Here is a 24,789-nt window from a genome sequence, read left to right on the forward strand (position 1 = left end):
GCCCGCTCTTCTTCACCGACCGGATCGCAGCAGCCCGTCCATGGCCCGTCCGAACACCAGCCTTTCCGCGAGCGCCAGTACGGGGTCGATGAACCGGGGAATCCCGCGTACGCCGAGCTCTTCCGTCCACACCGCGCGCGAACCGTCCGGCGTTCCGTAGACCTCGATACCGGCCCGGCCGAGGACGACGCGCCCGCGCTTCTCCAGCCGGCACACCCCCGGCCGTCCGGGCCCCGGAGGCTCCCACCGCACGACCTCCATGAGGTCGTCGATGGCCAGCCGTCCGACCCCGGTGCGGGCCACGAACCGGGTCCCCGCCCGCGTGGGCCCCTCGGTCAGCACCCGGGTGCGGGTCAGCGGAACCTGGGCGCCGTGCGCGGGCCAGTCGGTGAGCCGTCGCCACGCCTCCTCGACCGGCAGGGCCGTCGTGCGCTCGATCCGGACGGGTCGCACGGCGCCGTCACTCCTGGTCCTCGCCCGCCACCACCAGGCCGGGCAGATGCTCCGCCATCTCCTCCCGCGCCCGCGGCGAGACCCCCCGATCCGTCACCAGCGTGTCCACCTCCTCGAGCCGGGCGAACGAACTCAGCCCCACGGTGCCCCACTTGGTGTGATCCGCGACCACCACCACCCGGCGGGCCGAACGCACCAGGCGCCGGTTCGTCTCCGCCTCCGCCAGATTCGGGGTCGAGAGCCCGGCCTCCACCGACACCCCGTGCACCCCGAGGAACAGCACGTCGAAGTGGAGGGAGCGGATCGCCTGGTCGGCCACCGGCCCCACCAGAGCGTCCGACGGCGTCCGCACCCCTCCCGTGAGCACGACGGTCGCGGCGCCGGGCCTGGCCTCGCCCGTGGAGCCCTGGTGCTGCGCCGTGTGGAAGACATCGGCGACCCGTACCGAGTTGGTCACCACCGTCAGGTCCGGCACGTCCAGCAGATGCCCGGCCAGGGCGAACGTCGTCGTACCGCCCGAGAGCGCGATCGCCGAGCCGGGCGCGACCATCCGCGCCGCCGTCCGGGCGATCTCTTCCTTGGCGCTCAGTTCGAGCGCCGACTTGGCCTCGAACCCCGGTTCGTGCGAGCTCGTCTCCACCACCGGGACCGCGCCGCCGTGCACCTTCTCCACGACGCCCTGACGGGCCAGCGCGTCCAGGTCCCGGCGGACCGTCATGTCCGAGACGTTCAGCCGCCGTGTCAGCTCATTGACCCGCACACCGCCGTGCCGCCGCACCTCGTCCAGAATGAGGGCGCGCCGCTGCTCCGCGAGGAGATTCTGATGGTCGCTCACCACCGAGGCCGGTCCTTCCGAAGGGGACTAGGGAATGGGCGTCGGATTCCGTGAGAGGCCGTGCGTACGTGCACGTCCTTCCGGGATCCTGTTGCCTGCCGTCGAATCCTCCCACCCAGAGAGCGAGACACCGAAGTGTCCCCTGCCACACCTGCCCCGAAGAGCGGGGGCGCGGCGCTCGAGCTCCTCGTCCACGGCGTCGGAGGAGCAACGCCGCAGGACATGCTGGACGACCCGTGTACGGTGCGGGTCACCGGCGACGCGACCGCGGCCATGCACCGCCGCGCCGACGACCTCGACGCGGAGGAGCACCCCGAGCGCTACGCCGAACGCCCCGTCCCGGAGGCGTACTGCTGGTCCAACCTCACCTCGGGCAACGGCACTCGCGCCCTCTGGCTGCTGCTGCTTCCCTTCATGGTCGTCAACCTCGCCCACTGGATGCGCCCGCCGACGCAGGACCGTCCCGGCCTCGTCCGGCTGTACGGCGTGCTGGTCCGCCTGGTCGCCCTCACTCTGACCGTGCTCCTCACCGCCGCCGCCTGCGAGGTCGCGCTCGATCTGACGGCCTGGCAGTGCGCGGGGCTGTCCGCCTGCGCGGAGGACCGCTCGTGGCTCGGGTTCCTCTCGGCCGAGCGGGGCGGCTGGTGGTCCCAGCCGGGCCGCCGGCTGGCGCTCGCCGCCGTGGTTCCGGCCGCGCTGGTGGGGTTGCTCTGGTACCTGTCGAACCGCACGTGGAGCGCCTACGAGGCCCAGCGCCCGCCCACGGGGTACGACGACGCACCCGCCGACCCCGCTTCCGACCCTGCCGCTTCCGCGCCGGACGGTCCGGCGTCGGACGGTCGGGAGTCGGACGGTCGGGGGTCGGACGGTCCGGAGTCGGACGAGGCCGTCGACACCCCCGACACCCTCGACGCGTCGTCCCCGGCCGCGCTCCGGCCCGCCCTCGGGCGTCCCGGGTTCTGGTACGGCCGCCGTCTGGTCGCGCGGCTGCGCGCCGCCCACACGGCGGCGGGCTTCCTGACCGTCGCCGCGGCCGTCACCGGAGCCGCCGCCCGCCACGACCGCGGAGCGCCGGACTCCCTGCGGGAGATCTTCGGCTGGGCGCTGCAGTCGGCCTTCGTCGTCCTCGGGGCCGTCGTCCTCTGGGTCGTCTGCCGCCGGGGCCGCAGCGAGAAGCGTCTCGATCTGCGGCTCGAACGGGCCCTGGTGTCCGCGCTGCCCGGCGCCTCCCTCGCACTGCTCGCCCTCGCCGTCCTCCACGCCGGCTGGTCCCGCCCCGACTGGCGCTCCGGCGGCACGCTCCCCGGCGATTTCACCTTCGGTGTCCTGACACTGGCCCAAGGCGGCCTCGTCGTCGCCCTGGCCGTGGTCGCCCTCCTTCTGCACCGCCCCCACCGCGACCCCCGCACCGCCCTGTACGGGCTCGGCGGCCCCGCCGTCGCCATGCTCGCCTGCGCGCTGGGCGGAGTGATGTCGGGCGGCGTGGCCCAGCGCGTGGCCGACTGGCTGGACGGCTCCCAGACGCCCGGCATGGGGCAGGGCCCGTTCCTCGGCCCGCCCGTGCTGCTGAGCTGGCAGGCGTCCGTCATCCCCGTCCTGCTCCTGCTGCTGCTCGCTCCCGGCGCGTTCCTCGTCGTACGGACCGCCCGCGCCGTCCGCCGCCTCGGGCCCGTCGTCGAGGCCGAGTACGGAACCGACGACCCCGACCCGGTCCGTACCGGACGGATCGCGTCGGGCCGCGCCCGCGCCGGGCTCACCGACTCCGCGCCCTCCCTCGTCGGCATCGTCTCCGGTGCCACGCTGCTGCTCGGCGCCGGAGCCGTCGCCGGCGCATGGGTCAGCGGAAAGGTCCCGGGCCGTGCCTTCGAGGGCGCGCACCCCGCCGTCGCCGCCGCCGCGGACACCGCCCAGTCCCTCGGCTCCTGGATGATCGGCTTCGGCTTCCTGCTCTTCGTCACCTGCGGCCGCCGGGCGTACAAGGACGCCTCCGCCCGCCGCACCATCGGCATCCTCTGGGACGTCGGCACCTTCTGGCCGCGCGCCGCGCACCCCTTCGCCCCACCCTGCTACGCCGAACGGGCCGTGCCCGACCTCACCTGGCGCATGAGCTCCTGGACCCGGCACACGGGCGGCCGGCTCGTGATCTCCGGGCACTCCCAGGGCAGCGTGCTCGCCGCGGCCGCCGTCTGGCAACTGCCGCCGGCGACACGCCGGAGAGTCGCCCTGCTGACCTACGGCTCCCCGCTGGAGCGCCTCTACGGGCGCTGGTTCCCCGCCTATTTCGGCCCGGGACCGCTGCGCGCCCTGCACCGCACCGTCCACTGCTGGAGGAACCTCTACCGGGCCACCGACCCGATAGGCGGCCCCGTCCGGGTGCCCGCGGAGGGGGAGAAGCCGGCCGTCGACCGTACCGTCCTGCTCGACCCGGTCGTCTACGGCCGCACGCACGCCCACCCGCTGCCCGAACCGATCCTGGGCCACTCCGACTACCAGGCCGACCCGGCCTTCGCGGAGGAACGGTCCGGCCTCCTGGACCGGCTGCCACCCGCACTGCCCCACCAGCGGACCAGCCTGCCGACGGATCAGCGGACGGATCAGCGGACCAACCAGGGGACCGATCAGGGAAGTTCGGGAAGGTCCTCCGGATAGAGCAGGGTCAGGTCGTCCGTGCTCACCTCGGTGAGCACGGCGACCCGTCCCGCGTGGCGCTCCACCATCGACTCGAACGTCTGCCGCGCCGTACGGCCGTTGCCGAACGCCGGGCCCTTGGGCAGCTCGGCGAAGTACTTCCGCAGCGCCTCGTCGGTGCCCGCGGCGAGCCGGTACTCGTGCTCGTCCGCCTGCTGCTCCACGATCCGCACCAGCTCGTCGGGCTCGTAGTCGCTGAAGGTGATGGTCCGTGAGAAGCGCGACGCCACACCGGGGTTGACGGTCAGGAAGCGCTCCATCTCCGCCGTGTAACCCGCGACGATCACCACGACCGCGTCCCGGTGGTCCTCCATCAGCTTCACCAGGGTGTCGATCGCCTCACGCCCGAAGTCCCGGCCCGAGTCCTCCGGCGACAGCGCGTACGCCTCGTCGACGAAGAGCACTCCGCCGCGCGCCCGGTCGAACGCCTCCTGGGTCCGGATCGCGGTCGACCCGATGTGCTCACCGACCAGGTCCACGCGGGAGACCTCGACGAGATGACCCCGCTCCAGCACGTCCAGCGAGGCGAGGATCTCCCCGTAGAGCCGGGCCACCGTGGTCTTGCCCGTGCCGGGGTTCCCGGTGAACACCAGATGGCGGCGCACCGAGGCGGCCTTGAGGCCCGCCTCCTGGCGTCTGCGCCCCACCTCGATCATGTTGGTGAGCGTGCGCACCTCGTGCTTGACGCTCTCCAGGCCCACCAGCGCGTCCAGTTCGCCGAGCACGTCCTGGGACGACCGCGCCGTGGACGCCGGGTCGGACACCGGGACGGCGGGGACGGCGGCAAGGGCGACGGGCGCGCGCGGGGCCGGAACCGTGCCGAGCAGGCCCGCCTGCTGCGTCACCGTCCGAACGGTGCCGGTGTCGACCGGAGACGTACGCACCCCGCTCTCGTCGCTCGTGCACTCCTCCGCCACCGGTCCGCCTCCGAGCCCTTCGGCGAGGGAGGCGCCCCCCTCGGCGAACTCGTACCCTCCCCGCGCACACCGCTCCGTACGGCACTTGCGCAGCGTCGTCCGGCAGCCGTCCATCACATGGAAGCCGTAGCCGCCGCTCCCGGTCACCCGGCAGCCGTTGAAGGTGCCCCGCCCCTCCGCCGAGACGTAGAAACCGGCCTCCGCGGGCGAGGTGACGGTGCATCGCTCGATCGTCGGGTCGGCGCCCTTGGTGACGATCACCCCGGTCTGCACGGCGTCGATGGTGCAGCCGGCGAGCGTGCCGCCGCTGCCGTGGTCGCGGAACCATGCGCCCGTGGACGCCTCCCGGATCCGGCAGTCGTCCAGCTGCGCGGTCGCGCCGTCGCTCACCGACACCGCCGTGTTCCGCACCTGCGACAGATCGCTGTCGACGACGTCGGCACGGGAGCCCCGGTCGAGGACGAACAGCGCGTCCGGCACGTCGTGCACCCGGCACGCGTCGAGGACCGCGGTCGCCCCGTCGCTGACCCAGACGGCCGGATAGTCGCCCGTACTGTCGTGGATCTCGCACTGGTTGGCGTCCACGCGGGTGCCCGGATCCCACACGGAGAGCCCGTTGCGCCCGAAGCGCCGCACTGTGGAGCGGGTCAGCGTCAGCACCGAACGCGAGCGCAGATCGACCGCGTTCTCGGGAATGTCGTGGATGTCGCAGTCGGAGAGGGTGAGCACCGCGTCCGTGTCCAGGGTGATGCCGTCGGCCGAGGTGCGGTGCACGGAGGAGTCGGTGAGATGAGCGGTCGCGCGGGCGGCGATCTGCAGACCCGTGCCCTTGATCTCGTACACCTCGCAGCCGATGCCCTCCAGGCCGCTGCCCTCACCGTTGACGGTGATCCCGGCTCCCGAGGCGTGGTGCACCCGGCAGCGTTCCAGGCGTGGGTGGGCGCCGCCGCGCACGGTGATCCCGGACTGCCCGGCCGACACGATCTCGCACTCCTCGAACACCCCGCCGGCGCCGTCGAGTACGGCGATACCGACGCCTGCCGGGTTGTCGACGGTGCAGCGACGGACGGTCGGGCGGGCCGCGCCGCGGACCTCGATCCCGGCGGCGGAACGGGTCACGATCCGCAGATCGAGCAGCTCGGGAGTGCCGTCCTCGACGAGCAGCGCGGGCGCGGCGGCGTCCTGACCCTCGATGTGCAGATCCTGGACGGTGGCCGTGGCCCGCACGGTCAGCGGTACGCCGTCCACCGGCGCGATCCGTACCGAGCCGATACCGCCCTCCGGGCCGCGCAGGGTGACGGCGCGTCGGATGACGAGGTTCTCCCGGTAGGTCCCGGGCGCGACGGTGAGGACGTCGCCGTCGCCTGCGGCCTCCAGAGCCGCGGCGAGGGAGGCGTACTCACCCGTGCGGCGCCGCCACCGCGATGTGCCGGTGTGCGTCACCTGGACCGTGCCCTGTGCCATGGGTGTGTTCTGCCCCCGCCTCATGCGTCGCTGCTCGTCCGATGCCCCACCGTAGCGCGCGCGGAGCCGCCGGGTTGACGGGTCGGGTGCAGGCATCGAGCTCGCCGCGCCCGCGCTCGTCGGTGCTGTCCCTCGGGGGTGTCTCGTGGATGCGGCCCGATACGAAAACACGCTCTAGCTGCCCGCGCCCGTACGCCCCCAGTCGGGGCCGGCCCTGGCCCATGCGCGGTCCAGGCGTTCGTACCGCCGGTGGACCAGCCGTCGTACGACCACCCGTCTGGCGGCCTCGACGAAGACCCCGGCCAGGGCCGCCGAGAGGAGCCCGACGATCACCGCGTGGGCGTGCGCGGTCTCCGGCCGCATCGGCGCCGTGACCGGGCGCCCCTTCCGGTCCGTCCAGAGCCGGAAGGTGTCGCCCGGATCGGCGAACTCCCGGCGGGCGGCCACCGTCCCCGTCCTGGACGTGCCGTCCGGTGCCGTCCAGCGGGCCACCACGGGCCGACGGACCGGCTGCTCACCGGCGGACTCGGGGCTCTGCAACCCGGGCGCGGGGGTGCCGGCGAGCCGGACCACCCGGGCCGTCGTCTCCCGCCGCTGGTCGTACTGGGCCCGTACCGCACGTTGGAGGGAGGCATCGGTCCGCGCTCCGGAGATCCACCCGACCGTGGGCGCCGCGAACACGAGCAGCACGACGGCCGTCAGCGCGACCCACGCCTCGATCAGGTCCGTGGTCCGGCACAGGGGATTGCGCCGCCAGCGCCAGACTCCGGTGACTGCCTGCACGCCCCGCACCCCCTCGTCGTTCGTCGCTCTCCCAACGAGTCTGCCCCGGAGGCGTGTTCCCTGCCCGTCGGGACGCGAAGTGTGACGCGCCTCGCGCGGCCCTCGAACAGCCGCGGCGCTCAGTCGAGGATCTTGACCTCGTCGCCGACCCGGATCGTGCCGGTGTGCTCGGGAACGAGGTTCTGGCCGAAGATCAGCCGGCTGCCGTCCTTGCGGTGGCGGGCGAGGGTGCGCAGCGGCTCCTTGCCGCGCTCGCCGGTCTCCTGGTCGGTGGTGGTCACGACACAGCGACCGCAGGACCTGGCGACCCGGAAGGTGACCTCGCCGATGGAGAGCCGGGTCCAGCCGTCCTCGGCCCAGGGCGCGGTGTCGTCGACCACGACGTTCGGCCGGAAACGGTTCATCGGCAGGGGGCCCTCGTCGGCGTGGTCGCCCTGGGCGATCAGCGAGTTGAGGGCGTCGAGGGAGGAGGTGGTGGTGACCAGGAGCGGGAATCCGTCCGCGAAACTCACCGTCTCGCCCGGCAGCGCGTACTCCGGGTTGATCGGACGCCGGTGCGCCGGCTCGTCCATGTGGACGAGCCGGGCCTCCGTCTCCAGATAGGCGCTGAACCACGCGTCGGCCGCGTCATCGGCCGGGACCGCCTCCACCGGAGTCTCGAAGACCTCCACCCGGATCGTGGACGACGGCCGCGGCACCTCGATCGAGAGAGCGGGCCGGCCGGGCGCGGACACCCGGACGCCGCCGCCGGACAGCGGCTCGGCGGCGGCCAACGCCATCCGCGGATGACGGCGTTGGGTCACGACCTTTCCCGACGCGTCCACCACGGTCCAACGGCGGTCACCAGCCAGTCCCCATGGCTGGACCTCCGCCTCGGCGGGCGCGAAGCCGCGCATCGCCTTGACCGGGTGGACGTGGACGGAGCGCACAACAGGAATCGGCATGCCGTCATCCTGCCAGCCGCTCCCGAGAGGGCGTCGTCAGTACCCCCCGCCCTGGTAGGGGCGGTTGTACGGGTCGTCGTAGGGGGCGGGCGCCGGAGCGGGCCGTGCGGCCGCCGGGCGCATCGCCTCGTACCCCGTGGCCACCGGACGCTGCGGCTGCTGGGGCTGGCCCGGGTAGCCGCGCGGACCGGCCGGCTGCTGCGGGATGTACGGCGCCGGAGCGTGCTGCAGCGGCACGGGAGCCATCTGCTGCATCGGCTGCGGGTAGCCGTAGGACCCGCCGCCGGTGTAGGCCGGGGCGGGGCTGGGTGCCGCCGGGAGGGCGGGCATGGCCGCGGGCAACGCCGGCAGATAGCTGTTGCCGGTGTCGTACGCGGAAGGCACTCGGATCGGGGCGATCTGAGGCGTGCCCCGCTCCGCGACCAGGGAGTCGTAGATCGGGGTGTCGGGGAACGACGGCGCGGTGTAGTAACCGCCTCCGTAGGTGGAGCGGGGGGAGGTCATGGCACATAAGTTAAGCCCACGATGTGCTGGTTGGGGAGCCCGATAAGAGGGTTGTTTGACGGGTTCTGAGTGACCGTCGATCCACAATGCGAGCGAACGTGACAAAAACGGTCGTCCGAAGAGCCGGCGATCTTGAAAAGCCGAGCTGGGGAGGGGTTACCCACGGGTCGCACCCGACCTCAGCGGGTGAGTCCGCCATGCCCGGCATTAGGTTGACGTAAGAAATCTTGATGCACCAGGAGCCGCGATGGGGGCGAGCATGTCCATGCTTAAAGGAGCCAATGTTCCGGTGCCGGCGCGCAGTGTGCGTGTCGAATTGGGCTGGCGTTCAGGGACGGGAGTGCCGGACGTCGACACCTCGGCGCTACTCCTTGTGTCGGGGAAAGTGCGCTCCGACGCGGACTTCGTTTTCTACAACCAGCCGGAGCACGCTTCCGGGGCGGTACGGCACGAGGGGAAGCGCACGTCCGGGGGCGCGGCGACGGACACGCTCCACGTGGATCTGGGGCGGGTCGAGCCGGCCGTCGAGCGGATCGTTCTCGCGGCCTCGGCCGACGGCGGCGACTTCGGCCGGGTGCCGGGGCTCTACGTACGCGTGACGGACGCGGACGGCGGCGCGGAGATCGCACGGTACGACAGTGCCGACGCGACCGTCGAGACGGCCTTCGTCCTGGGCGAGCTGTACCGACGTCAGGGTGCCTGGAAGTTCCGGGCGGTGGGGCAGGGCTACAGCTCCGGCCTGGAGGGTCTGGCGAGAGACTTCGGCATCACGGTGGACGAACCGCAGCGGCCGACGGCGCCCGTCGTGACTCCCGCGCCCGCCGCTGCTCCCGCGCCCGCCCCTGCTCCCGCGGCGACCGCTCCCGCACACGCCCCGGCCCCTGTCGTACCGCCCGCCGCGCCGCAGCCCGTACGGCTCACGAAGGTCACCCTGACGAAGGAATCCCCGACGGTCTCCCTCGCCAAGCAGGGCGGCACCTCCGGTGCCATGCGGGTGAACCTCAACTGGCAGACGCGCAAGCAGTTCACCGGTTGGGCCGCCAAACTCGGCAGCGCCCTCGCCCAGCACGCCGATCTCGACCTCGACCTGTGCGCCCTGTACGAGCTGACCGACGGCCGCAAGGGCGTGGTCCAGGCGCTCGGCAACGCCTTCGGGGCGCTCCACCAGGCCCCGTACATCCATCTCGACGGGGACGACCGCACCGGAGCCCTCGCCTCCGGAGAGAACCTCACCATCAACCTCGACCACAAGGACAAGCTCCGTCGCGTCCTCGTCTTCGTCACCATCTACGAAGGAGCCCGCAGCTTCGCCGATCTGCACGCCACCGTCACCCTCCAGCCGCAGCACGGCGCGGCCGTCGACTTCTCCCTCGACGACTGCACCATCCCCTCCACCGTCTGCGCGCTCGCCCTCCTCACCCGTGAGAACGGCGACCTGATCGTCCGGCGCGAGGCCCGCTATCTCGTACCGCAGCGCGGAGTCAGCCCGCAGCGGACCGTCGACCAGGCGTACGGCTGGGGCATGAACTGGACCCCGGGCCGCAAGTAGCCGCAGAGCGGCCCCACCCGCCACCGGGAGCGGCTCACCGGTCGGGTGCCGCCGCGGGACGGGCGTACGTACGGCCCTTCCAGGCCGCGCCCCGCCCCCGGTAGTGCTGCACGGCCGAGTCCACCGTCATGAGGAGATAGAGGAGCGCGGTGCAGGGGAGGGTGGGAGCGAGCCACAGAGGCTGCCGGTAGTAGCGGAGCATCGGGAGGTACGTACCCGTCATCACCGCCCACGCGAGCCCGCCCGCCCAGGCCGCCACCGCGTCGCCGCCGGACACCCCCGCCACCAGCGCCACCGGGGGAGCCAGATAGACGACCGCGAGCCCGGCGACCGTGGCCGCGAGCACGAGGGGGTTGTGACGGAGCTGGGCGTAGGCGCTGCGCGAGACCATCCGCCAGAGATCGTAGAGACGGGGGTAGGGGCGGACGCTGTCCACCCGCTCGGCGAGCCCCAGCCAGATCCGCCCGCCCGCCCGGCGCACGGCCCGGGCCAGCGACACGTCGTCGATCACGGCCTGCCGGATCACCGCGGGCACACCGGCCCGCTCGGCCGTCTCCGACCGCAGCAGGACACAGCCCCCGGCCGCCGCCGTCGCCAGGGGGCGGCGGCGATTGATCCAGCGGAACGGGTAGAGCTGCGCGAAGAAGTAGACGAACGCGGGGACGACCAGACGCTCCCAGAAGCTCGCCACCCGCAGCCGGGCCATCTGGGAGACCAGATCCAGATCGTTCGCGACCGCCGCCGTCACCAGGAGGCGCAGACTGTCCGGTTCGTGGGCGATGTCCGCGTCCGTCAGCAGCAGGAACTCCGGTCCACGCGCGCGTGCCAGGGCCATGCCGTGGCGCAGCGCCCACAGCTTCCCGGTCCAGCCCGGCTCCGGCTCGCCCGGAGAGACGACGGTCAGCGGCAGCCCTCCGTACCGCACGGCCAACTCGCCCGCGAGCTTCCCGGTGCCGTCCGTACTGCCGTCGTCGACGAGCACCACCTCGGCGTCGCCGGGATAGTCCTGGGCGAGCAGCGACGGCAAACTCAGCGGCAGCACCTCCGCCTCGTCCCGCGCCGGTACGACGATCGCGACCCGGGGCCAGACCACCGGCTCCGCACGCCCAGGGGCAGGGGGCGCCCCGTGGACGGGCGGTGGCAGGCGCTGATCGGTACGCCAGAAGAACCCCTGGCCCAGCAGCAGCCACCCCCAGGCGGCCAACGAACCCACAGCGATCCAGGCAATGGCGCTCATTCGCCGCAGTCTGCCCCAGATCGACGGGGACGCAAGGGTGGTCGGCTAGGGTGACCGGGTGAAGATCGCGCTCATGGACTCCGGAATCGGCCTGCTCCCGGCAGCGGCCGCGGTTCGCCGACTGCGGCCCGACGCGGATCTGGTGCTCTCCTCCGACCCCGACGGCATGCCCTGGGGCCCGCGAACCCCCGAGGATCTCACCGAGCGCGCGCTGGCCGTCGCCCGGGCCGCCGCCGCCCACCGGCCGGACGCCCTGATCGTGGGCTGCAACACCGCCTCCGTCCACGCCCTGCCCGCCCTGCGGGCCGAGCTGGAGCCCCACATCCCGGTGATCGGCACCGTCCCCGCGATCAAGCCCGCCGCCTCGGGCGGCGGAAAAGTCGCCATCTGGGCGACCCCGGCCACCACCGGCAGCCCGTACCAGCGCGGACTGATCCGCGCCTTCGCCGAAGGCGCCGAGGTCACCGAGGTGCCCTGCCCCGGGCTCGCCGACGCGGTGGAGCACGGCGACGCCGAGGCCGTGGAGAGCGCCGTCGCGGCCGCCGCCGCGCTCACCCCTCACGACGTACGCGCGCTGGTCCTCGGCTGCACGCACTACGAACTGGTCGCCGAGCGGATCCGCGCGGCGGTGCAGTCCGCCGACCGGCCCCCGGTGGTTTTTCACGGCTCGGCCGGGGCAGTCGCCGCACAGGCGCTGCGCCGGATCGGCGCCGAGCCCGCACCCGCCGCGTCCCCTACCGGAGGACTGACCGTCCTGCTCAGCGGACGGACAGCGCAGCTTCCGGCGACGGCCCTGAGCTATGCGGAAGGCCGCCTGCTCGGGGCCGCGGCTCCGGCACGCTGACGGAATCGCCGACGGGCCGTTGACGGTCCGTTGACGGACCGCGGCGCCGCGTCGAGCGGGCGCCGCACGCGCGGAACGTGAGTAGGCTGCGAGCCATGAGGGACCATTCCCGCCACCCCCACCACCCCCGGCCCCTGGACACCGACGTACCGGTACCCGAGGTCTGGACCGGTCGCGCCACCAACCGGGTCCAGTGGGTGCTGGCGATCGCCGGCGCGGCCTTCGTCGCGCTGGGCATCGAGCTCGCCGTCGCCTCGCCGTGGACGTCCGGCATCGTTCCGCTGCTGATGTCGGTGATCGGCTGCGTGGCGGCCGGCCTCCTGATGCTGTTCGGCACGCTCGCCTTCGTCCACGTCGCGGTGAAGGTCGACGACCGGGCCATGGAGGTCCGCTGCGGACACATCGGCCTGCCACGCCGCCGGATCCCGCTGTCGCAGGTGGCCGACGTCGCCATCGCGCCGAAGGTCACCCCGCGCCACTGGGGCGGTTGGGGGTACCGCTGGCTCCCCGAGAAGGGAACGGGCGTCATCGTCCGGCGCGGCGAGGCCCTGGTTCTGACGCTGGTCGACGGCCGTACCTTCACCGTCACGGTCGACGACGCCGACTCCGCCGTCCGGGTCATCCGCGACCGTCTGAGCCGTACGACGCCGGACACACCCCCCGCGCCTCCCGCACCGCCCACCACCCCACCGGTCCCGCCGGTCACACCGACCGGGCCGACGAGCGCCTGAGGCCGCCGGACGGTCGTCGCAGATGTCGGGCGGGTCCACTCGTCTGTCGTCACTCAGGTGTCCTGGTCGGTCGCTGCCACGCGGGCCGATGCCAGGCCCGCGAGGAGCCCGGCGCCGGCCGTGACCGGTGTGAAGCTCAGCGCGCTGCCGACCGTGGCGAGAGCGGCGAGTGCCGTCAGCGCCGCCCCGGCGGTGAGGACGACCGCCGTCGAGCGGGGCGAGAACCACAGACCGCAGAGCAGCCACCCGTAGACGGCACCGAGGAGCACGACCCCCGGCACACCCTGTTCGGCCGCCTGCTGGAGCGGTGCCGAATGCGGCTTGTCGTCCCTGTGCGGCGCCTCCCGGGCCGTCGGGCTCAGCGCGCCGAACCGGTCGGGGCCGGTCCCGCGCAGCGGATTCTCCCTGGCAAGCGCGACGGCGTCCTGCCACAGCAGCACCCGGTGAGAGGTCAGCGGACCCTCCAAGGAGACCGTGAGCCCGACGGGAAGAGCCTTCTCCCCGACCGCCCAGGAGGCCCCGACGACCAGGCCCGCCGCCAGTGCCAGCCCCGCGAGCCCGAGGAACCGGCGCCGCATGCGTACCGCAGCCAGCGAGCAGAGCAGCACGCCGAACGCCGCCAGGAAGCCCACCACGGAGCCCCGGGTCAGCGCCACACCCGCCACCGTCAGGGCGAGCCCCCGCAGAAGCAGCCGGCTCGGCAGCGAACCGGCCGCCGCGGCCGCGCAACAGGCCGCCCCGGCGGCGAGCACGAGCAGCGCCGCGGTCGCGCCCGTATGACCGGGCGGTACGGAAGCGACGGGTGAGGCGCCCGGCACGCCCGGTCCGGAGGCCCAGGCGAGGGCGAGCGCGGCGAGGGACGCGGTCGCCGCGGCGGCCACGGGGAGCAGCGTGCCGGAGATCCGTCCGCACGCGTAACCGGCCGCGAGGGCCAGCACGGCGAGGAGGATCCCCTCGGGGCGCGCGTCGCGCCCGGCGGCGCTCACGAGCGACCACAGCGCGCAGGCGCCGAGAACCAGTGCCCCGGCGACATCGAGCACCCGCCCACGCTCGCGCACGACGGCCCGCTCAGCCGCAGGTGCAGCCATCCCCGTCGACCCCCCGATCAGTCTGGCGCACACCGTAACGGGGCGGCCCGGCTTTGTGGAGAGAAAGTGCGGGAATGTGATGGTGGAGCGGGCGAATCGTGGGCATCGGCAGGGTGCCGCACCGCACGCGTCCGTATGCGGAGCGGCGCGTGGCATACCAGCCCCGGCGCGTGCCGCACTGGGCGGTCCGTATCCGGGGCACGTGGCATACCGGCCCTGGCGCCGAGGCGGCAGCGGTGATCGCGGCGGCCCCGGCGGTCGCGCACGCCGCCGGGGTGTGTGGTGGTCGCGGCGGCCGCACGACCGCGCAGGCCGTGGTGGTCGCGGCCGCCGTTCCGGCTCGTCGGGCCGGGCTCCTCCGGGGCCCGGGGCGCGCCGTAGACTCCGCGAGGTGAGCACCACGATCGTCCCCCCCGTCGACGCCTCCGGTCCCGCCGCCGCCCCCGAGCCCGGCCGCTTTGGCCCGTGGCGCCTCGCACGACCCGGAGCGGCCGTGCTCGCCGGGGCCATGCTCTTCCTGAGCTTCCCGCCCCGCCCGCTGTGGTGGCTCGCGGTGCCCGCCTTCGCTCTGCTCGGCTGGTCGCTGCGCGGGCGCCGACTCCGCGCCGGATTCGGCCTCGGGTACCTCGCGGGACTCGGCTTCCTGCTCCCGCTGCTGATCTGGACCGGCGCCGAGGTCGGCCGGTTCCCCTGGATCGCGCTCTCGGCCGTCGAGGCGCTGTTCATCGCCGCCGCCGGGCTCGGGATCGCGGCCGTCTCCCGGCTGCCCGTCTGGCCGGTGTTCGCCGCCGGGGTGTGGATCCTCGCCGAGGCGGCACGCGCGCGTGTCCCGTTCGGAGGCTTCCCCTGGGGCAAGATCGCCTTCGGGCAGGCCGACGGCGTCTTCCTGCCACTGGCCGCGGTCGGCGGCACTCCGGTGCTCGGCTTCGCCGTGGCCCTGTGCGGCTTCGGCCTGTACGAGGTGATCCGCCAGGTGCGCGCCTGGCGGGCGAGCGGCGACGTACCGCGCGGCCCTCTCGCCGCGGCCGCCCTCGCCCTCCTCGCCCCGGTCACCGGCGCCCTGGCCGCGCTGCCGTTGGTCGACGACTCCGCGGAGGACGGCACCGCCACCGTCGCCGCCGTCCAGGGCAACGTGCCCCGCCTCGGCCTCGACTTCAACGCGCAGCGGCGCGCCGTCCTCGACAACCACGCCGCCCGCACCACCGAACTGGCGGACGACGTCGAGAAGGGCCGCAAGCCCCGGCCCGACTTCGTCCTGTGGCCGGAGAACTCCTCCGACATCGACCCCTACGCCAACCCCGACGCCCGCGACGTCATCGACAGGGCCGTGAAGAGGATCGGCGTGCCGACCGTGATCGGCGCCGTCATCGCCCCCGAGACCGGCAAGCTGCGCAACACCCTCATCGAGTGGGACCCGAAAAAGGGGCCGGTCGCCACCTACGACAAGCGGCACGTCCAGCCCTTCGGCGAGTACATCCCGATGCGGCCCTTCGTACGGATCTTCAACAGCAACGTCGACCGGGTCAGCCGCGACTTCGGGGCGGGGCACGAGATCGGCGTCTTCGACCTCGCCGGCACCAAGGTCGGCCTCGCCACCTGCTACGAGGCCGCCTTCGACTGGGTCGTACGGGACACCGTCACCCATGGCGCCCAGCTGATCTCCGTACCGAGCAACAACGCCACCTTCGGCCGCAGCGAGATGACCTACCAGCAGCTCGCCATGTCCCGGGTGCGGGCGGTCGAGCACAGCCGCTCCGTGGTCGTGCCGGTGACCAGCGGGGTGAGCGCGATCATCCGGCCGGACGGCGAGATCGTGCGGGAGTCGGAGATGTTCACCCCGGACGTCCTGGTCGAGAAGGTGCCGCTGCGGTCCTCGCTCACGCCGGCGACGCGGATGGGCACGCTGCCCGAGGCGCTCCTGGTGGCCGTCGCGGTGGCCGGCCTCGGCTGGTCGGGACTGCGCGCCTTCCGCGCCCGTCGCAGCCGGTAGAACTGAGGGCCCGCGGGGACCGGGGGTCGGGGCCGACGGCCGGCCGGCCGGGCGGCCGGGGCTTCGGAGTCCGGGTCTCGGGCAGAGGTGTGGGGTCGAGGCCTCGGGATTCCTTGATCCGGCGGGCCGTAGGGTCGAGGCATGGGTACTCCTGACTTCATCCGCGAACTCCGGGCCAGCGCCGGGCACCAACTGCTCTTCCTACCGGGGGTGAGCGCCGTCGTCTTCGACGACCGGGGTCGGGTGCTGCTCGGCAGGCGGGCCGACAACGGCCTCTGGGCGGTCATCGGCGGCATCGTCGAGCCCGGCGAGCAGCCCGCCGCCTGCGCCGAGCGTGAGGTGTACGAGGAGACCGCCGTCCGCGTCGAGGTCGAGCGCGTCGTGCTCGTCCAGACCTTGCGCAAGCCGGTCGTCTACCCCAACGGCGACCAGTGCCAGTTCCTCGACATCTCCTTCCGCTGCCGCGCCGTGGGCGGTGAGGCCCGGGTCAACGACGAGGAGTCGACGGAGGTCGGCTGGTTCGACGTGGACGACCTGCCGGAGATGAAGCGGTTCTCGTACTTCCGGATCGAGCAGGCGCTTGCCGACGAACCCACATGGTTCGACACCACGCCTGCGGGTCGAAGTATGGGTGGGGAACACATCGGTTGACGGTGGGGCGCTTCATAAGGTGCGGAGCATGAGCGCCCCCACCACACCAGGTCCCGCATCGGCCCCCGCGCCGGCCCGACCCCTTCCGGCCCCGCCCGCTCCGGCCACCGCGCCCGGATCCGTCCAGCTCGACCTCGCCGGCCGCACCGCGCTCGTCACCGGAGCGGCCGGCGGCATCGGCCGCGCCTGCGCGCTCCGGCTCGCCGCGGCAGGGGCCCGGGTCAGAGCCGTCGACCGGGCGGCCGACGGCCTGGAGGCGCTCCTGGAACAGGCCGACGGCCTCGCCGGTGCCGTGGAACCGCAGGTCCTGGACCTCACCGATCTGGACGGCGCCGAAGCCGTCGCCGCCGGCGCCGACATTCTCGTGAACAACGCCGGAATCCAGCTGGTCCGCCCCATCGAGGAGTTTCCGCCCGATGTCTTCCACACCGTTCTGACCGTGATGCTGGAGGCGCCCTTCCGGCTGATCAGAGGGGCCCTGCCGCACATGTACGGCCAGGGCTGGGGCCGGATCGTCAACCTCTCCTCCGTACACGGGCTGCGGGCCTCCGCCTTCAAGTCAGCCTATGTGGCCGCCAAACACGGCTTGGAGGGACTCTCCAAGACCGCCGCCCTCGAAGGCGCCCCCCACGGGGTCACCTCCAACTGCGTCAACCCCGGCTATGTGCGTACGCCACTGGTCGAGCGGCAGATCGCCGACCAGGCCGCCGCCCACTCCATCCCCCCGGAGCGGGTCCTGACCGACGTACTCCTCAAGGACTCGGCACTCAAGCGGCTCATCGAACCAGAGGAGGTCGCGGAGGCCGTCCTCTACCTCTGCACCCCCCAGGCCTCCTTCATCACCGGCACCTCCCTGACCCTCGACGGCGGCTGGACCGCCCACTGACGGTTTTCCACAGGGCTGGTGCGACCACCCGTACGGCAGGTATCCCTGTGTCCATGTCCCAAGAACAGGTCTCCTACCTGGAGCTCCTCGCACGAGGAGCCGCGACGGAGGCATACGACCGGCCCGTGCTGCTCGCCCGTGCGAGCGGCGCGGGCCCCGAGGCGCTGGCCGAGCTCGAGAAGGCCAAGCAGCTCGCCCTGCGCGTGCGGGCCGAGCTGGAGGGGAGGCGGCGCCGCGAGGCGGAGCTCTCCGCCCTCTTCGAGACCGCCCACGACCTCGCGGGACTGCGCGACCTCGACGCGGTGCTCCGCGCCATCGTCCAGCGCGCCCGCTCCCTCCTCGGCACCGAGGTGGCCTACCTCAGCCTCAACGACCCGGCCGCCGGCGACACGTACATGCGGGTCACCGAGGGCTCGGTCTCCGCGCGCTTCCAGCAGCTCCGCCTCGGCATGGGCGAGGGCCTCGGCGGCCTCGTCGCGCAGACCGCCCGCCCCTACGTCACCGACAACTACTTCGACGACGCCCGCTTCCAGCACACCCGCACCATCGACTCCGCCGTGGGGGACGAGGGGCTCGTCGCCATCCTCGGTGTGCCGCTGACCCTGGGCAGCCAGGTCATCGGCGTGCTCTTCGCCGCCGACCGGCGCGCCCGCGTCTTCGAACGGGAGCAGGTCGCCCTGCTCGGCTCCTTCGCCGCGCACGCCGCCGTCGCCATCGACACGGCCAATCTCCTCGCCGAGACCCGCTCCGCCCTGGCCGAACTGGAGCGGGCCAACGACATCATCCGCGAACACAGCGGGGTCATCGAGCGCGCCTCGGAGGTCCACGACCGGCTCACCGAACTCGTCCTGCACGGCGGCGGCGTCCACGACGTGGCGGCCGCGGTATCCGAGGTCCTCGGCGGCAGGGTGGAGTTCATCGAGGACGGGCTCGACTCCGCCCGGCTCGCGGACGGCCACGCGCTGCGCGACGGCGACCGCTGGGTGGCCGCCGTCTCCGCCGGCGGCGAGAGCTTCGGCGCCCTCGTCCTGCACGGGCAGCCCGACCTCGACCCCGTCGACCAGCGCACGCTGGAGCGCGCCGGTCTGGTGACCTCCCTGCTGCTGCTCGCCCGCCGCTCGGCGGGCGAGGCGGAACAGCGGGTACGGGGCGAACTGCTCGACGACCTCCTCGACGCACCCGACCGCGACCGCCGGCTGCTGCGCGAGCGGGCGGCCCGGCTCCGTACGGACGTGGACGCGCCCCATGTGGTGCTCGCCGCCCGGATCGACCGGGCCGGGGCCGGAGGAGAGGCGGACAGCGGCGTACGGGAGAGCGCCGACCGGCAGCGGCTGTGGTCGGCCGCCTCGCATCTGGCCGCCACCCGAAGGGGACTGGCCTCCGCGCGCGACGGCGGGACGGTGCTGCTCCTGCCGCTCGGCCCCGGCGAGAACGCGGCCGGGCTGGCCCGGCAGACCGCCAAGCACCTCGGCGGCGCGCTGCGCGAACCGGTCACGGTGGGCGCCTCGGCACCCGTCGGCTCCCCCCTCGCCCACCCCGACCAGGTCGCCACCGCGTACGAGGAGGCCCGCCGCTGTCTGGACGCGCTGCGCCTGCTGCACCGCGCGGGCGACGGCGCGGCGGCCGAGGACCTGGGCTTCCTCGGCCTATTGCTCGCCGACACCCGGGACATCGAGGGCTTCGTCGACCGCACGATCGGCCAGGTCCTCGCGTACGACCGGCGGCGCGGCACGGACCTGGTGCGGACGATGGACGCGTACTTCGCGAGCGGGATGAGCCCCGCCCGGACGAAGGACGACCTGCACGTGCACGTGAACACGGTCGCCCAGCGCGTCGAGCGGATCGGCCGTCTGCTGGGCCCCGACTGGCAGTCACCGGCCCGGGCCCTGGAGATCCAACTGGCCCTGCGTCTGCACGCGATGTCGGCCGCGGTCGCCCGCTGAACGGCGTGGCGGATGCGCCATGCCGATGAGATCAAGCCAATGAGGTGGCCGCCCAACGCTCTTACCCGGCAGGTTAGTTGACGAAGAGTTAGCCTGAGCCGCGAAACCGACACCCGTGTTCGGAGGTCTCATTGGCTGCCTCGCTCGCAGCGTGGCCCCGGCCGGCCGGCTTATGCCGGACGCGCTGACCGGTCCACATCCCGGAGTACGTCTCACCTGGGTGAGGTGTGCCCCGATCCCGAGCGAAGTACGAGTCAATGGAGGCACCCCGTGTCGGCTCATGCCACTCAGTCGAACGTCTGCAGGCATCCCGGGCGTGACGTGGCCATGGTCGCCCTGTCCGCGGTCGTCGTCGCCCTCGTCGCCGTTGTCGTCGTGATGGCGGCGAACGGCGGCCCACTCGCCATCCTCGGCGCGGGCGGCACCAGCCTCGCCGCGAGCTTCACCGTCGGCATGGGCGTCCTACAACACCTCAAGTCGGGCAGTTAGCCACCGCAGCGGCGAGCGGCCCCCTCCGCCGTCTCGGCCGAGGGGGCCCGCCCGGGTCCCGGTGAACGGCGCCGTCAGGCGTCGGCGCGGACCGTCGCCGCGCTCTGCGGAGCGTCCTCGGCGATCTCGGAGAGATCGCGGTTGCGGGTCTCACGGGCGCAGGCGATCGCGACGACCGTGAGGAGGGCGGCGGCGATCACGTAGAGGGTGATCGGCGTCGAGGAGCCGTAGTCGGCGAGCAGCGCCGTCGCGATCAGCGGCGCGGGCGCACCGGCGGCGACCGAGGAGAACTGCGCGCCGATCGAGGCGCCGGAGTAGCGCATGCGGGTCGCGAACATCTCGGAGAAGAACGCTGCCTGCGGCGCGTACATCGCCCCGTGCAGGATCAGTCCGACGGTGACCGCGAGCAGGAGGCTGCCGAAGCTCTTGGTGTCGATGAGGGCGAAGAACGGGAACATCCAGGCGCCGACACCGATCGCGCCGATCAGGTAGACCGGCCGGCGGCCGATCCGGTCGGAGAGCGCGCCCCAGGCGGGGATGACGGCGAAGTGGACGGCGGAGGCGATCAGGACGGCGTTCAGGGCGGTCTGCTTGGAGAGGCCGACCTGGGTCGTCGCGTAGACGAGGATGAACGCGGTGATCACGTAGTAGGAGATGTTCTCCGCCATGCGCGCACCCATCGCGATCAGGACATCGCGCCAGTGGTGCTTCAGGACGGCGACCAGCGGCATCTTCTCGACCTGCTCGGTGGCGGCCTTGCGCTCCTCGGCGGCGGCGAGCGCGGCCTTGAAGACAGGAGACTCGTCGACCGACAGCCGGATCCACAGGCCGACGATCACCAGCACACCGGAGAGCAGGAACGGTATGCGCCAGCCCCATGCGAGGAACGCGGAGTCCGAGAGGAGCGCGGTGAGCGCGGACAGCACACCCGTCGCGAGCAGCTGACCCGCCGGCGCCCCGGTCTGCGGCCACGAGGCCCAGAAACCACGTCGCTCGGCGTCACCGTGCTCGGAGACGAGCAGCACGGCGCCGCCCCACTCACCGCCGAGCGCGAACCCCTGCACCAGCCGCAACACGGTGAGCAGCACGGGAGCGGCGGACCCGACGGTGGCGTGCGTGGGCAGCAGCCCGATCGCGAAGGTCGCCCCACCCATCAGCAGCAGGCTCAGGACCAGCAGCTTCTTGCGCCCCAGCCGGTCGCCGTAGTGCCCGAACACCAGCGCGCCCAGGGGGCGGGCGGCGAACCCGACCGCGTAGGTCAGGAAGGAGAGCAGTGTCCCGACCAGCGGATCGGACTCGGGGAAGAACAGCTTGTTGAAGACCAGCGCGGCGGCCGACCCGTAGAGGAAGAAGTCGTACCACTCGATGGTGGTGCCGATGAGACTCGCGGCGACGATGCGCTTGAGACTGGCGGGGGCTGGTGGAGCGGTCGCGGGGGAGGACATCGGCACCACTTCCTGGCAGTTGACGGGGACGTTTGCGTGTCGCCACACCGTAGAAACATGCAGGTCACCGTCGTATGTGGTGGGACACCATAGTTCTATCTTCCGGAGTGCGCGTGCCCACCATGGAGGCGCTCCCGAAGCTTCTGCGAGCCCCTCGACGAGGCCCCGAAGGGCGCTGCCCGAGTTGCGTTGTTCGGGCATGATTTGGAGATGCCGTGCTGACTCCCGTGCTGGTTTGGTGCTGACCAAAAGCCCACGTCATCATCCGTTCTCACCTCTCCCGTGCTGACTTGGTGCTGACTACGCAGCGTAGAAATCCGATATGAGCGGCAGATCCGGGCGAATGGTCGGCAACCACGTCGCCGACCTGGTGAGCCGGTACGGCGAGCACTCGGACCTGGTGCCGGAGCCACTCACCTCGTACATCAAGCAGCGTGAGGGCTACGACTACAGCCACCACGGCCGCGCCGGAAACCCGTCCACCGACTTCGTCCCCGGCGAGAGCGTAGACCGCTTCTGCCTGCTGGGCTCGCCTGCCGCCCACATCGCGGAACTGAAGGCTCTTCAGGTGCTGGGCGTCGACCAGTTCGCCGTGTACCCAGTGCACGACGCGAAGGAGGCGACGATCGACGCGACGTGCCAGGCGCTGCTCCAAACGGGCAAGAAGCCGAGGAAGCGTAGGCCGGATGCGCGCACGAAAGACTCAAGATCGGATGAACCGCCTGGGATGGGGTGGAATCAAAGTGGCCCCTGCTTCAGCAGGGGCCGGAGCACTTCCGATCCGGGTGCTCCGTGTATGAGCTGAAGGACGAATGCGGTATGGCCAGCGGCACCGTGAAGGTTGGTCTGAGGAGCGGATCGCTGCTAGGCGGCGGCGCGTTCCGGGTGCCGCTTGCGCAGCGTAGTTGAGTCAGGGGCTGCAGCCGGTGGCCCCTGCTCGATCCGACGAGACTATTCGCGGTCGCCGTGTGGCGCTTCCTCGAAGAGGTCGATCAAGGAGAGGGGCATGTCTGCCACCGTGAGTTCGAGGGAGCCGGTGATCACTGTGTCGTGGTTGCTGCAGGTGGCTGACCAGGTTGCCGTGATCGTGGATGGCGCGGGCGCGCAGACGATGACGACGATGTCCTCCGAGTCGGCGTGCTGGCGCGGGCGGATGTGGCCGAGCGGGAAAGCGATGGACGTCGAGCCGCCGTTGGTGATGTCTGGGCGGAAGGGGTCGTAAGCCGGTGCCGGGCCGATCAGGCCGTTGGGGAGAAGGCCGTGGGGAATCGATGGCTGGAACGAGAACAGCGCCGGGGCAGGGGTGCCGAAGGCTTGGGCGGTGAAGGGAACCCGGTCAGTGATTCGTTGATGGTCTGGGTACGAGGGTGCACGGCCTCGACAGCGCCGGGGATGTAAAGCTGGATCTCGACATCGGCCAGATTGAGGTCGGTCAGGTTCGTCACGCGAAGTGAGAGGGGGACATGCGCCGGCCAGAACCGTTGCGGAAAGGCGAACTTGTTGGGGTGCGCGGCGGGCTCGCTCGTTGAGGCATGTTCCGCGCGTTCGTCCGGCAGCCACAGCGCCCCGGACGTACCAGTGGACGGACGCGGTCGCGACGGTCGCCCAGGTGCTCGCGACGCCGAGCCGGATGTCGACGCCTTGGAGCAGAGCCCGGACGCGGACGCCCTGGGTCGTGAATTTGGGCGAAGGCGTGCTCGGCTTCGTCGGTGGTGGGCCCGGTGAAGGCCAGGTCACTGGTGTCGTGCGGCTGCCATCGCAGGACGGGGTGAGGGCCGCGGCGCACTGGCGCAGGAACCAGCCCATCGGGGTGCGGGAGGCTGGGTGGCGTCCGCGAGAGCGGCGAGGACTTCCCGCAGGTGGCCCAGTCGGCCGTCGAACAGCGCGGCGGTAACATCCGCGGCCGGTCCGGGTCGGCCAGGGCAGACCGGTCAGCGGTCCGGTGGCCATGGCCGTATCGGCATCGGTGACGCTCCAGACGTCGGTCCCGCGCCATTGCTGGGCTTGAGCGATGGCTGCTTCGGTCGCCACCTGCATGTTCATATGTAGAGATTACGTAGGTGCTGGCCCGTGCTGGCCGCGTCCTCACGCAGTGGGGGCTACTCCGCTGGGCGGACCTGTCTGCGTTACTCGCGAACGGGTGATTCCCGCACGAGGCGTTCGTCACCCTCCGACCCCGGGGGAAAACTCATCATGCGAGGCAGTTCTGAGTCCGTGCAGGGCATCAGTCTCTCGCAGTGATCCACCCCCACCGGATCAAGGTCCGGCGGGGGTGGCGCGAAGCAAGACGGACGGTTCCCGGTGGGGCGGGAACAGCCGTCACCGCTTGGCGATGGCCATACCGAGGAAGATGCCGACCAACAACGCAGCGCTGCCAGCACCCATGACCGCCCACGTCCCGGTCTGGGTCGCGGCGAAGGTAGAGGTCATTCCGGCCTGAGCCGCGGCCTGTGTAGCCTGCGCACCGGCCATAGAGGCTTCCTGCGCGGCCATGGCCGTCTCCAGTGCGTGGACCTTGCCCTCAAGTTCGGATGTCTCCATAGCGGTTCCCTTCCGTTGTCGTGCCGGGTGGTTCCGGCCTCAACGTCGATGCGTTCCCCACAGCGCGGCCCTGTCGCGCTGGAGCGGGGCGGAACACCCATTTGCGGCCAAGCCCGCTGCGGGTGCCGCAACAGCCGCAGCGGAAGATGCGGCCGCCGTCCGAGTAAGGGACTGCGTCTTGCACCACGACTCCGCCGGGCCGCACCCCGACGGGCTGACGGACCTCCGGAGCCCTGTTCGTGACCGCCAGCGACATTCCCGCACCCGAGCGGCAACCGGACCGCCTCCAGCGGTCGCCGCTGGTGCAGACCCCCGGCCCTACGCCCCGTTGTCCAGGGCGCGGCGGATGGCGTCCCGCGCCCGGTCGGCGACCGCGGCCATCGGGCCGAGCGTGAGGTTCCCGGTGACACTCTCGACCCCGGGGTGGGGTGGGTCGGCGGGGTCGCCTCCGCCGCCTTGGCGGCCTTGGCCATCAGGGCGAGCCGGGCGGGCGAGGTGGTCCGGCGCAGGTAAGTGAACTCGTAGCGCTCCTCGGACCGCGCGTGGACCCGGACGGCGTCGCTCAGGGAGAGCAACGCGGGCATGAACCGCGGGTCGGACGTCTCCATCTCCTCCAGCGTGGAGAGCTTCTCCTTGGCCGTCTTCTCCTCAGCAAGCCGGCCCTCGACCACCTCCGTACCGCCGTCGAAGGCGGTATGGGCACTGGGGTGGACGACCTCCTCCTCGGCGGTCTCGTGCACCGCCAGCAGGTGCAACAGGCGCCGGAACGCGTCTGCGCGCTCCTCCCCCTATGCGGTGCGGACCTCT

Annotated in this window: 20 protein-coding genes and 2 pseudogenes; 11 read left to right on the forward strand and 11 right to left on the reverse strand. The window is 72.4% G+C overall.

Annotated elements, in window-relative coordinates; all coding sequences use genetic code 11:
- Positions 1 to 12 precede the first annotated feature (12 nt).
- Positions 13 to 453 carry an SRPBCC family protein gene (locus tag J7E93_RS18560; protein WP_215070866.1) on the reverse strand — a complete coding sequence of 147 codons (441 nt, stop codon included), beginning with the start codon at positions 451 to 453 and terminating at the stop codon, positions 13 to 15.
- Between the two features lie 7 nt (positions 454 to 460).
- Complete coding sequence (locus J7E93_RS18565; RefSeq protein WP_215070869.1) at positions 461 to 1,288, reverse strand: DeoR/GlpR family DNA-binding transcription regulator; 828 nt, start codon at positions 1,286 to 1,288, stop codon at positions 461 to 463.
- A 135-nt stretch (positions 1,289 to 1,423) separates the two neighbouring features.
- Here J7E93_RS18565 and J7E93_RS18570 point away from each other — a divergent pair, with 135 nt between their 5' ends.
- Entirely contained in the window at positions 1,424 to 3,937 is a 2,514-nt protein-coding gene (locus tag J7E93_RS18570) for a hypothetical protein (RefSeq protein ID WP_215070872.1), read from the forward strand.
- Here J7E93_RS18570 and J7E93_RS18575 read toward each other — a convergent pair.
- From J7E93_RS18575 to J7E93_RS18590, 4 genes are all read right to left on the reverse strand, one after another.
- Positions 3,907 to 6,357 carry a right-handed parallel beta-helix repeat-containing protein gene (locus J7E93_RS18575; protein WP_215070875.1) on the reverse strand — a complete coding sequence of 817 codons (2,451 nt, stop codon included), beginning with the start codon at positions 6,355 to 6,357 and terminating at the stop codon, positions 3,907 to 3,909. The genes J7E93_RS18570 and J7E93_RS18575 overlap by 31 nt on opposite strands.
- A 174-nt stretch (positions 6,358 to 6,531) precedes the next feature.
- Complete coding sequence (locus J7E93_RS18580; RefSeq protein WP_215070877.1) at positions 6,532 to 7,140, reverse strand: hypothetical protein; 609 nt, start codon at positions 7,138 to 7,140, stop codon at positions 6,532 to 6,534.
- A 119-nt stretch (positions 7,141 to 7,259) separates the two neighbouring features.
- A complete protein-coding gene (locus tag J7E93_RS18585) occupies positions 7,260 to 8,084 on the reverse strand; it encodes an MOSC domain-containing protein (RefSeq protein WP_215070880.1) in 825 nt (274 codons plus the stop codon).
- A gap of 36 nt (positions 8,085 to 8,120) precedes the next feature.
- On the reverse strand, positions 8,121 to 8,588 hold the full coding sequence (locus tag J7E93_RS18590) for a DUF6643 family protein (protein WP_215070883.1): 468 nt from the start codon (positions 8,586 to 8,588) through the stop codon (positions 8,121 to 8,123).
- A 247-nt stretch (positions 8,589 to 8,835) separates the two neighbouring features.
- On the opposite strand from J7E93_RS18590, the gene J7E93_RS18595 reads away from it, so the two are divergent.
- Positions 8,836 to 10,137 (forward strand): TerD family protein, encoded by a 1,302-nt coding sequence (locus J7E93_RS18595; protein WP_215070886.1) that lies wholly within the window; start codon positions 8,836 to 8,838, stop codon positions 10,135 to 10,137.
- Positions 10,138 to 10,171: 34 nt separating this feature from the next.
- On the opposite strand, the gene J7E93_RS18600 is transcribed toward J7E93_RS18595, so the two are convergent.
- On the reverse strand, positions 10,172 to 11,374 hold the full coding sequence (locus J7E93_RS18600) for a glycosyltransferase (protein WP_215070888.1): 1,203 nt from the start codon (positions 11,372 to 11,374) through the stop codon (positions 10,172 to 10,174).
- A gap of 58 nt (positions 11,375 to 11,432) precedes the next feature.
- On the opposite strand from J7E93_RS18600, the gene J7E93_RS18605 reads away from it, so the two are divergent.
- Together J7E93_RS18605 and J7E93_RS18610 are read left to right on the forward strand one after the other, a co-directional pair.
- Positions 11,433 to 12,218 carry a glutamate racemase gene (locus tag J7E93_RS18605; RefSeq protein WP_215070890.1) on the forward strand — a complete coding sequence of 262 codons (786 nt, stop codon included), beginning with the start codon at positions 11,433 to 11,435 and terminating at the stop codon, positions 12,216 to 12,218.
- 95 nt (positions 12,219 to 12,313) lie between these two features.
- On the forward strand, positions 12,314 to 12,949 hold the full coding sequence (locus J7E93_RS18610; RefSeq protein ID WP_251066724.1) for a hypothetical protein: 636 nt from the start codon (positions 12,314 to 12,316) through the stop codon (positions 12,947 to 12,949).
- Positions 12,950 to 13,002: 53 nt separating this feature from the next.
- Here the strand turns inward: J7E93_RS18610 and J7E93_RS18615 are convergent, their stop codons facing one another.
- Positions 13,003 to 14,037 carry an O-antigen ligase gene (locus tag J7E93_RS18615; protein ID WP_215070892.1) on the reverse strand — a complete coding sequence of 345 codons (1,035 nt, stop codon included), beginning with the start codon at positions 14,035 to 14,037 and terminating at the stop codon, positions 13,003 to 13,005.
- A 391-nt stretch (positions 14,038 to 14,428) separates the two neighbouring features.
- On the opposite strand from J7E93_RS18615, the gene lnt reads away from it, so the two are divergent.
- The 5 genes from lnt to J7E93_RS18640 all read left to right on the forward strand — a co-directional run bounded on the left by lnt (position 14,429) and on the right by J7E93_RS18640 (position 19,996).
- Positions 14,429 to 16,027 (forward strand): apolipoprotein N-acyltransferase, encoded by a 1,599-nt coding sequence (gene lnt, locus J7E93_RS18620; protein ID WP_215070894.1) that lies wholly within the window; start codon positions 14,429 to 14,431, stop codon positions 16,025 to 16,027.
- Positions 16,028 to 16,168: 141 nt separating this feature from the next.
- The gene (locus J7E93_RS18625) at positions 16,169 to 16,678 is read left to right on the forward strand and encodes an NUDIX domain-containing protein (protein ID WP_215070896.1); all 510 of its coding nucleotides are present in this window, start codon (positions 16,169 to 16,171) and stop codon (positions 16,676 to 16,678) included.
- 28 nt (positions 16,679 to 16,706) lie between these two features.
- Positions 16,707 to 17,564 carry a 3-hydroxybutyrate dehydrogenase gene (locus J7E93_RS18630; RefSeq protein WP_215070898.1) on the forward strand — a complete coding sequence of 286 codons (858 nt, stop codon included), beginning with the start codon at positions 16,707 to 16,709 and terminating at the stop codon, positions 17,562 to 17,564.
- Positions 17,565 to 17,617: 53 nt separating this feature from the next.
- A complete protein-coding gene (locus J7E93_RS18635) occupies positions 17,618 to 19,507 on the forward strand; it encodes a GAF domain-containing protein (RefSeq protein ID WP_215070900.1) in 1,890 nt (629 codons plus the stop codon).
- A gap of 270 nt (positions 19,508 to 19,777) precedes the next feature.
- Positions 19,778 to 19,996, forward strand: a complete 219-nt coding sequence (locus J7E93_RS18640; RefSeq protein WP_215070901.1) for a hypothetical protein — start codon at positions 19,778 to 19,780, stop codon at positions 19,994 to 19,996.
- A gap of 74 nt (positions 19,997 to 20,070) precedes the next feature.
- On the opposite strand, the gene J7E93_RS18645 is transcribed toward J7E93_RS18640, so the two are convergent.
- The gene (locus J7E93_RS18645) at positions 20,071 to 21,441 is read right to left on the reverse strand and encodes an MFS transporter (RefSeq protein ID WP_215070903.1); all 1,371 of its coding nucleotides are present in this window, start codon (positions 21,439 to 21,441) and stop codon (positions 20,071 to 20,073) included.
- A 337-nt stretch (positions 21,442 to 21,778) separates the two neighbouring features.
- Between J7E93_RS18645 and J7E93_RS18650 the strand changes: the two are divergent.
- Both J7E93_RS18650 and J7E93_RS18655 read left to right on the forward strand, forming a co-directional pair.
- Positions 21,779 to 22,075 (forward strand): annotated as a pseudogene (locus J7E93_RS18650) (TIGR03842 family LLM class F420-dependent oxidoreductase); the annotation flags it as partial.
- 372 nt (positions 22,076 to 22,447) lie between these two features.
- Positions 22,448 to 22,663 carry a hypothetical protein gene (locus J7E93_RS18655; RefSeq protein ID WP_215070905.1) on the forward strand — a complete coding sequence of 72 codons (216 nt, stop codon included), beginning with the start codon at positions 22,448 to 22,450 and terminating at the stop codon, positions 22,661 to 22,663.
- 1,097 nt (positions 22,664 to 23,760) lie between these two features.
- On the opposite strand, the gene J7E93_RS18660 is transcribed toward J7E93_RS18655, so the two are convergent.
- Entirely contained in the window at positions 23,761 to 23,982 is a 222-nt protein-coding gene (locus J7E93_RS18660; protein WP_215070907.1) for a hypothetical protein, read from the reverse strand.
- Between the two features lie 572 nt (positions 23,983 to 24,554).
- Positions 24,555 to 24,722, reverse strand: a pseudogene (locus tag J7E93_RS38380) (hemerythrin domain-containing protein); the annotation flags it as partial.
- Between the last annotated feature and the right edge of the window lie 67 nt (positions 24,723 to 24,789).

The organism is Streptomyces sp. ISL-36 (assembly GCF_018614205.1).
In the GTDB taxonomy this organism is placed as follows: Bacteria; Actinomycetota; Actinomycetes; order Streptomycetales; family Streptomycetaceae; genus Streptomyces.